Source organism: Robinsoniella sp. (assembly GCF_034124845.1).
In genome coordinates, this window is record NZ_JAWYAJ010000083.1 from 15735 (window position 1) to 24046 (window position 8312).

General features: G+C 42.7%; 6 protein-coding genes. All 6 read left to right on the plus strand.

Annotation, left to right across the window (positions count from 1 at the left end):
• The first annotated feature begins 909 nt into the window (after nucleotides 1–909).
• The 6 genes from ACH2DQ_RS04270 to ACH2DQ_RS04295 all read left to right on the plus strand — a co-directional run bounded on the left by ACH2DQ_RS04270 (nucleotide 910) and on the right by ACH2DQ_RS04295 (nucleotide 8241).
• Nucleotides 910–1905: an aldose 1-epimerase family protein gene (locus tag ACH2DQ_RS04270; RefSeq protein WP_394912868.1), complete on the plus strand. Its 996-nt coding sequence runs from the start codon at nucleotides 910–912 to the stop codon at nucleotides 1903–1905.
• Nucleotides 1906–2150: 245 nt separating this feature from the next.
• Nucleotides 2151–2363 (plus strand): ferrous iron transport protein A, encoded by a 213-nt coding sequence (locus ACH2DQ_RS04275; protein WP_394912867.1) that lies wholly within the window; start codon nucleotides 2151–2153, stop codon nucleotides 2361–2363.
• A 183-nt stretch (nucleotides 2364–2546) separates the two neighbouring features.
• Nucleotides 2547–2984 carry a transcriptional repressor gene (locus ACH2DQ_RS04280; protein ID WP_394912866.1) on the plus strand — a complete coding sequence of 146 codons (438 nt, stop codon included), beginning with the start codon at nucleotides 2547–2549 and terminating at the stop codon, nucleotides 2982–2984.
• An 80-nt stretch (nucleotides 2985–3064) separates the two neighbouring features.
• Nucleotides 3065–3427, plus strand: coding sequence for a metal-dependent transcriptional regulator (locus tag ACH2DQ_RS04285; RefSeq protein WP_394912865.1), 363 nt, complete (start codon nucleotides 3065–3067; stop codon nucleotides 3425–3427).
• 163 nt (nucleotides 3428–3590) lie between these two features.
• Nucleotides 3591–5102, plus strand: coding sequence for a 4Fe-4S dicluster domain-containing protein (locus ACH2DQ_RS04290; RefSeq protein WP_394912899.1), 1512 nt, complete (start codon nucleotides 3591–3593; stop codon nucleotides 5100–5102).
• Between the two features lie 34 nt (nucleotides 5103–5136).
• Complete coding sequence (locus ACH2DQ_RS04295; RefSeq protein ID WP_395025706.1) at nucleotides 5137–8241, plus strand: SNF2 helicase associated domain-containing protein; 3105 nt, start codon at nucleotides 5137–5139, stop codon at nucleotides 8239–8241.
• Nucleotides 8242–8312 lie beyond the last annotated feature (71 nt).

Consider the following 8312-nt stretch of genomic DNA (forward strand, 5'->3'; position numbering starts at 1 on the left):
ACAATTATATTAATTATTTTCCTGTTTATGCTGTTCCGTCCGGCTTATAATCCGAACAAACACAAACAGGCATCTGGCAAGATGGCAAGAGCGTGATAAAACTAGTTGCCGCCCGACGCAAATACGCCGGGAGGCACTAGTGCCGACTGGTGTATTTGCACCGGGCGGTACTCGCGCCGCAGCATAAATGCAGATCCGGTACCGCGCTGCTTGCGCTGTAAGCGGCAGAAACTATATGACAGAAGAAAGAAGGGACCCGTATGTTAAGTTGGATCACTGCGAATGCAGCAACAGTCAGTATATCAATTGCGATTTTGCTTGTCGTAATTCTGGATGTGCGATATATCATCAAGCAAAAAGAAAAAGGTGGTATGTGCGCCGGTTGTTCCGGATGCGGCGGGAGTTGCAATAGTTGTAAACCTCAGCATAAAAAGATAGGTTAAACGCAGGATTGCGGGGCAGAGGTATGGATTTATAGAAGTGGTTGCTTCTCCATACTTTTGCACCCGCATTTCCTGTATGTATCAAAACATGGATGAGAGGAGGAAATTATATGAATCCGGCAAATCTGGTTATCATTCTGATCATCGCGGCTTTACCTGGAAATTGAGGATGAACAGCTAACGAAGGCAGTTGCAGACGCAGGATATCGTATAGTAAAGATCAATACGGAAAAACGCACATAGATGACTTGAAAATTTTAGTAAAAATAGCAATTGAAAATTCCTGAAAAGCCGATACAATGAAATTAGTAAATTTGATTTACCTAATAAAGATACCAGAGCCTGTCACTCAGCTATATCAGGATGTATGACCAGGATAACGGCACTTAATGCCTGCAATCCGGGTCAGCATGAAAGGATAAGCATTAGGTGCTCCGGTATAAAAGGATAAGGTGCAGGAGGGAATATGCAGAAATCAGAATTAAAAAAAATGGGCAGTATTCAGCAAATGGCATATGTACGGAACATGGAGTTTAAAGAAGGACGCGCCTGTGGCATGAAAGCATTTCAGGTGAAATCCGGTGAGCTTCAGTTTACGGCAGCACAGGATAAATGTCTGGATATTGTGGAGCTTTCTTACAAGGGCAGAACACTGAACTTTTTAAGCAAGCCAGGTTTACAGAATCGTCAGCATTATGATTCCAGTGGTTTTGATGCCCAGCGCAGCATTATGGGCGGACTATTTTTCACATGCGGAACGGATAATGTAGGGACACCTGAGGTGGAGCCTCATCATCCCCTGCCGATGCATGGAAGCCTTCGGTCAACACCGGCTGAGCATGTCTGCGGGGATGCTTTCTGGGTGGGAGATGAATATCATATCAGGATCTCAGGAGAGATGCGTCAGGCACAGCTTTTTGGTGAAAATGTGGTACTGCGCAGAACCATTGAAACGGTTTTAGGCTCCAATGTAATCAGCATACAGGATGAATTTGAAAATGAATCCTATGAAGAAGTACCTTTTATGCTGCTTTACCATTGTAATGCAGGGTATCCGCTGCTGGACCAGGGCGCTGTGATAGACATTCCTGCGGAAGAAACAGTTCTGAGAGGGGAAGACAGTCAGACGAGTTTAAACTGGAGAGAAATGGAAGCGCCGGAAGATGGCAAACCGGAAGAAGTATTTTTCCATCAGGTACAGGCGGATGACAAAGGGAATACTTATGCTGCCGTCATCAATAAAGAGCTGGGACTTGGACTGAAAGTTCATTATAACAAAAATCAGCTTCCAAATCTGACTCAATGGAAATCTGCAGCATCCGGCGATTATGCCCTGGGGCTTGAACCATGTAACTGCCGTGTGAATGGCAAGACCTGGGAGAAAGAAAACCATACACTTATGACGCTGAAAAGCGGTGAGAAAAAAGCAGTGGTATTAAAATTTGAGATTTTAGAATTATAAGAGTTGGGGGTGCTGTGGAGAGATGCAAGTCTATACGCAGTACCCCTGATTTCTATTTAGATCTATGAAGTTTTCTATTAAGATATCACCAAAAATGTTATGACTCTAAGAAATAGAGTTAGCGAAAACTAACAAAATAATATTTATTATCAGTAAAGACTTGACTTTTTTGAAAAGTTAGCATAAGATAACCATATAAAATTAAGTGTCCACTACATACATTAGAGTTAGAAAGGAGCGGTATTATGCCATTAGCATTAGCAGCGTCCGGAGATAGAAGAATTGTGAAATCTTACTATGGTTCTGAAGAAATGAAACGTCATCTGGAATCGCTTGGATTCGTAAAAGGACAGGAAGTCGAGGTATTGGGGGAGAACTTAAACGGAATGACCTTAATGATAAGGGGAACCCGAATTGCATTAAACCGCAGCCTTGCGCAGAAGATTATGGTGGAATAGACTAAGGATGAACAGCTTTTGTACAGAATTAAGAAATAGATAAAATTAGCAGAATAATCAAGGACATATTCTGTTAATTTTTACAGTAGTGGTTAGTTGGGGCTAACCATATAAACTGTGGATATGAATTAATATTTATCTTTTAATCTATGAGAAAGTATAAGAAAGACAGGAGTGATCTAGTTGAAACCAAGAGAATATGACAGTCAGCCGATCCAAAAGCTGATCAATAAAAAAGAACTAATCATCAATGAACTGCGCAGCAAAGGTCTACGCATCACGAAACAGAGAAAGCTGATCATTGATATTATATTGGATGAAGAATGTACCTGCTGTAAGGAGATCTACTATCAGGCACATGGCAAAGATTCTTCTATTGGAATTGCAACGGTATACCGTATGGTAAAGACATTAGAAGAAATAGGAGCAATTGACAGAAGGAATATGTACCGCCTGTCCTGTGACCAGGATGCAGGTATCCGAAATGGATGTACGATTTTATTAAAAAGCAATACGACTATCCGGTTGTCCCAGGAGCAATGGGCAGAGGTTTTGGAAACCGGGTTGAAGAAAAAAGGATTTTTAGCGGAAGATAAAATAGAGGCAGTATTAGTGCAATAGTGATGAAAATATAAAATTGCTGGACGTAAGCCTCCAAATCGTATATATTATAAGGTAATAACTATTGGAGGTGAAACTTGATGTACGAGTCCGGAGAAAATTATTTAGAGACAATATTAATGCTGAAAGAGAAGAACGGGACGGTTCGTTCCATCGATATTGCAAGAGAACTGGAATTCAGTAAGCCCAGTGTGAGCAGGGCTGTTGGAATATTAAAGGAAAACGGCTACATAACAGTTGAAAGCGGCGGAGAGTTAGAACTGACAGCGGAAGGTTCTGATCTTGCGAAATCCATATATGAGAGGCATAAACTTCTGACAGAGTTTCTTGTGAAAGTAGCAGATGTATCTGAGGAAATTGCAGAAAAGGATGCATGTAAAATGGAACATATAATCAGCAAGGAAGTTTTTCAGGGAATTAAGGCATATCTGAGCAAACATTAAATGTGTTCATACGGCACACGTAGCAAATCAGGTTTGAACTTGTCACGAAGACAAATATATGTTAATATAATAGAGCGGCAAGGAGGTCAGAGCGAAATAATATCTGACCTTTTTTGCGTATTTACTAATAGATATCAGTTTGATAGGAGGACACACAATGAAGATGCGAGGGATATATACATCCGTTAACGATATTAGAAGACGCGTTTTTACGGAAGTAGCAAGACTTTCGTATGAAGGCGGGGATTATTCCAGAATTGAAGAAATACCATTTCAAATAATACCGGGAGAAGTAGCTTCTTACCGGGAAAGTGTATTTTTGGAACGGGCAATCGTAGGTGAGAGACTTCGCCTGTCCATAGGCCTGCCACTTCGGAAAATGACCGAACATGCACCAATATCAGATGGAATCGAAGAAAGTGCCATCGCTGAGAAATATTATGATCCGCCTCTTGTAAATATTATTAAGTTTGCCTGTCATTCCTGCCCCGATAATGTGGTGCGGGTTACGGATGCCTGTCAGGGATGCCTGGCACATCCATGTGTGGAAGTTTGTCCAAAGGATGCAGTCTCTATTAAAGATGGAAAATCTATCATAGACCAGGATAAATGTATTAAGTGCGGAAAATGTATCAAAGTCTGTCCTTATAATGCAATTATGAAAATTGAACGTCCCTGTGCAAGAGTCTGCGGCATGGATGCCATTGGTTCTGATGAACTTGGACGTGCAGACATTGATTATGATAAATGTGTATCCTGCGGCATGTGCCTGGTCAACTGTCCGTTTGGAGCAATTGCGGACAAAGGCCAGATCTTCCAGACCATACAGGCAATTAAAAGCGATGTTCCGGTATATGCGGCAATTGCACCGGCATTTGTTGGACAGTTTGGACCGGAACTGACGCCGGAGAAACTGCGGGATGCATTCAAACAGCTGGGTTTTGAGGATGTAGTGGAGGTTGCAATCGGAGCGGATCTGTGTACCATTGAAGAGGCAAAAGATTTCCTGGAGGAAGTTCCCGAGAAACAGCCGTTTATGGCTACATCCTGCTGTCCGGCTTGGTCCGTTATGGCGAAAAAGCTCTATCCTGAGCTGGCATCTTATATCTCCATGGCATTGACACCTATGGTGCTGACAGGTCGTTTGATTAAAAAGAAGCATCCGGGTTGTAAAGTGGTATTTGTAGGTCCCTGTGCTGCGAAAAAGCTGGAAGCCAGCCGGAAATCCATTCGAAGCGATATTGATTTTGTATTGACATTTGAAGAACTCATGGGTATGTTTGAAGCCAGGGATGTGGACTTTAGCGCTATTACCAATGAAAGTAAGCTTTCCGAGTCCAGTGGAGACGGAAGGGGATTCGCAGTCAGCGGAGGCGTTGCAAACGCTGTGGTAAACTGTATTAAAGAATTACAGCCTAACCGGGAAGTAAAAGTCGTGAGTGCAGAAGGATTGCGGGATTGTAAAAAAATGCTGATGATGGCAAAGGCAGGAAAGTACAATGGCTATCTTTTAGAAGGAATGGCATGTCCTGGCGGCTGTGTAGCTGGTGCCGGTACGTTACAGCCGATCATCAAATCATCTGCGGCCGTTAATATAAATAAAAAAAATGCACCCCACCAAGGCGTTTTATCCAGCGACTATAAGGAGTATCTGGAAAAACTGGAAGAAGAATAGCTGAAAGTAGAACAGCGACAGGTAATGAAAATATATGAAGATTGATATTAGAACAATAAAGGACAACTGCTACAATAAATCTTTTCAAAAGGGTATTTCCCTGAAAAATAATGGAATGGTATACGGCATTCATTCCGATACGGAAGAAGCTTCCGGGATCTTTCATGCCAGTGGGGATGTGGAAGGCAGTTCGGGTACAGACTATCATGTCTGGTTTGATTATGATATGGAGAATCATGATTTCCTGGAGTATGAGTGTGAATGTCCGGCTTTCTTTAAATATCCGGGTATGTGTAAACACTGCGTGGCGCTTGCACTGGAGTATGCCGCACCGGAGAAATCCAAAGCGCTCTATGATTTTGAAAAATTTAAAATTCAGCAGATAAAGTCTAAAAAGATTCATACGGCACCGGAGTTATCCAAACTGATCTTTGAATATGCCATGCAGAACAAAGCACAGTTCCTTCAGCCGGAGGTTACGGGAAATATAGATTTGGAGCCGACACTGGTTCGGGATTATTCCGGATGGGCATTGGGTTTTCGAGTAGGTGCGGAAAATAAATATGTTGTAAAGGATATCCATTCATTCCTGGAGGCAATTAACCGGAATGAGAAGGTGGACTATGGGAAAAAATTAGGATTTATCCATGAAATGGGCGCATTTACAAAAGAGGCGCAGGAGTTAATTGCCTATCTGAAGAAATATATCGGAGAGTACCGCTATTATCATAACAGTACGTTTTATCTGCCCAGTATGCGTTATTTTAAAATTTCGGATGAAGCAAGGGGTGCTTTCCTGCACCTGATGGTAGGGAAGTCCTGCAATCTGGATGACTATATGACCCGGGATCAGGAGTTATATGTGGTAAAGGAAAATCCCAGGCTGCAGTTTGGCCTGGAGCGTCTGGGAGAAGGCGGTGGTTTTTCCCTGGTAATTCCGGAAGAGGAAGCATTCTGGGGAAATGGAAGGCTGTATCTGAGAATGGGCAGAACCGTATACGAATGTGATTCAGATTTCACCAGGGAGATGGGCTCTGTTTGCAAAATAGGCAAAATTAACAAAGAAGTGGTTTTGGATGTAGAAGAAAAGGATATGAGTTCGTTTTGCAGTTCCATTCTGCCGGTTCTTAAGAAATATGCAAACCTTCGCGTGGATGGAGACCTGGAAAAATATATTCCCCGGGAAGCATTAGTCAAAATATATTTTGACTGGGAACAGGGATATATCACGGCATTAATGGAAGCAGATTATGGTGAAAAGGTTTACAATCTGGCAGAACATTATGATTTCAGCAATGCTTTCCGGGATATTCAGAAGGAAGCCAGAGCGGTAAAGACGGTGGAGCCGTATTTTGAAGGAATCAGCACAGATAACCGGTTTTGGATTCAGGATGAAAATGAGGATATGGTTTACCGCTTGCTGACAACCGGAATTGTACAGATCGAGAAAGTAGGAGAAGTATTTGTATCCGACGCTTTTAAGAAACTGCGGATTACCCAGGCAGCTAAGATTACGGTTGGTATCGCAGTAAAAGGCGGATTACTGGATCTTCAGGTAGATGCGGGGGAACTTTCCAAAGAGGATTTGGAGGGAATGCTTCAGAGTTACCGTCATCGTAAGAAGTACCACCGGTTAAAGAATGGTGATTTCATGGAATTGGAGGATAACGGTCTCGCTGTTATTTCAGAACTGGCTGACGGTCTGAACTTAAAAGCCAAAGAAATTTCAGGAGGCTCTATAGAGATACCCAAATACCGTGCATTCTACCTGGATCAGGTATTAAAAAATGAAGGTACCCAGGTTCACCGGGATACATCATTTAAGTCCATGATCCGCAATATGAAGGATGTGGAAGACAGTGATTACGAAGTACCGGTTTCCCTAAAGAAAGTTATGAGAAATTATCAGAAGACAGGATTTCGTTGGCTGTGTACACTGGATTCCATGGGATTTGGCGGGATTCTGGCAGATGATATGGGGCTTGGAAAGACGCTGCAGATCATTAGTTTTCTGTTAAAAAAGAAAGAAGGACCACAGAAGGAAACGCCAAGCCTGATTGTTTGTCCGGCTTCTCTGGTTTACAACTGGGAAAGTGAAATAGAAAAATTTGCACCGGACCTGCATGTTTGCGTTCTGGCGGGCGGCATGTCTGAGCGAAGAGAGCTGCTTCAAGGATACGAGGAGTTTGATGTGGTTATTACCTCTTATGACCTCTTAAAACGGGATATCGAAGAATATCAGGACAAACATTTTTATGCCCAGATAATTGATGAGGCGCAGAATATTAAAAATCATACTACTCAGGCATCAAAGGCGGTTAAGTGCATCCGCGCAGATGTGAAATTTGCACTTACGGGAACGCCTATTGAAAACCGGTTAAGTGAGCTATGGAGTATATTTGATTATCTCATGCCGGGAATGCTAAGCAGCTATGAAAAATTCAAATCAGGATACGAAACACCCATTGTTCAATCAAAGGATGAGATTGTCACCGGGCGTCTGCAGAAAATGATCAAACCATTTATCTTAAGGCGTTTGAAGTCCGAGGTGCTAAAAGACCTTCCGGAAAAAGAGGAAAATGTCATCTATTCCAAATTAGAAGGAGAGCAGAATGAACTTTACCGGGCGAATGTGAACAAGCTTTTGGAAATATTGAATCACACCAGCAACGAGGAATTCCAGACAGGGAAGATACAGCTTCTGGCACAGCTTACCAGGCTGCGCCAGGTCTGCTGCGCACCGTCTTTGGTGTATGAGAATTATAAGGGCGGCGCGGCTAAACTGGATACCTGTATGGAATTGATTAAAAATGCAGTGGAGGGCGGCCACAAAATTCTTGTGTTTTCCCAGTTTACCAGCTTGTTTGTACTTCTGGAAAAGGAACTGGCAAAGGAGAAAATCAGAAACTACAAGCTTACCGGAGCTACTGCCAAATCCAAGCGTGCGCAGCTGGTGGCAGAGTTTAATGAAAATGATGTACCGGTTTTCCTGATATCACTGAAGGCGGGGGGAACGGGGCTGAATCTTACCGGTGCCAGTATCGTCATTCATTTTGACCCTTGGTGGAATGTGGCGGCACAGAATCAGGCCACAGACCGTGCACAACGCATTGGACAGAAAAACACGGTGAGAGACTAAAAACTGATCGCCAAAAAAACTATTGAAGAAAAAAAACTTCTTCTTCAGCAGGCGAAAAAAAATCAAACCGA